The sequence below is a fragment of the Streptomyces sp. B1866 genome (assembly GCF_031932565.1).
In the GTDB taxonomy this organism is placed as follows: domain Bacteria; phylum Actinomycetota; class Actinomycetes; order Streptomycetales; family Streptomycetaceae; genus Streptomyces.
In genome coordinates, this window is sequence record NZ_JAVSCF010000604.1 from 1 (window position 1) to 484 (window position 484).

At 80.2% G+C, this 484-nt stretch carries 1 protein-coding gene; it reads right to left on the bottom strand.

What is annotated here, in order from left to right; all coding sequences use genetic code 11:
* Nucleotides 1–484: beta-ketoacyl reductase (locus RKE29_RS30395; protein ID WP_312008913.1), on the bottom strand; the 484-nt coding region annotated here is incomplete at both ends.

Sequence of the window (484 nt, forward strand, 5' to 3'; positions counted from 1 at the left end):
TGGCGGGCAGCCGCAGGCCGGTGGCCTTGTTGAGGCGGTTGCGCAGCTCCACCGAGGTCAGCGAGTCCAGGCCCAGGTCCTTGAAGCCCCGGGCCACGTCCGGCGCCTGGCCGCTCCCGTAGTTCAGCACGGCGGCCACCTGGGTCTGCACCAGCTCGACCAGCGCCTTCTCCTGCTCGGCGGGCGGCAGCGGGGCGAGCCGCTGGGCGAGGGAGCCGGTGCCGGCGGCCTCGGGGGCGGAGGCCGCCGCGCGCCGGGCGCGCACCGGGCCCACCAGCGACCGCAGCAGCGCCGGAACCTCGGCGTCCGGGCCGCGCAGGGCCGCCAGGTCCCACTCCACCGCGACCACGTGGGCGGCGGCGCCCGGGGCCAGCGCCTCGTCCAGCGCCGCCAGGCCGCGCTCGGGGTCCAGCGGCGCCATGCCCGCGCGCGCCAGCCGGATCCGGTCGCCCTCGCCGAGGGCGGCGGCCATGCCGCCGTCGGC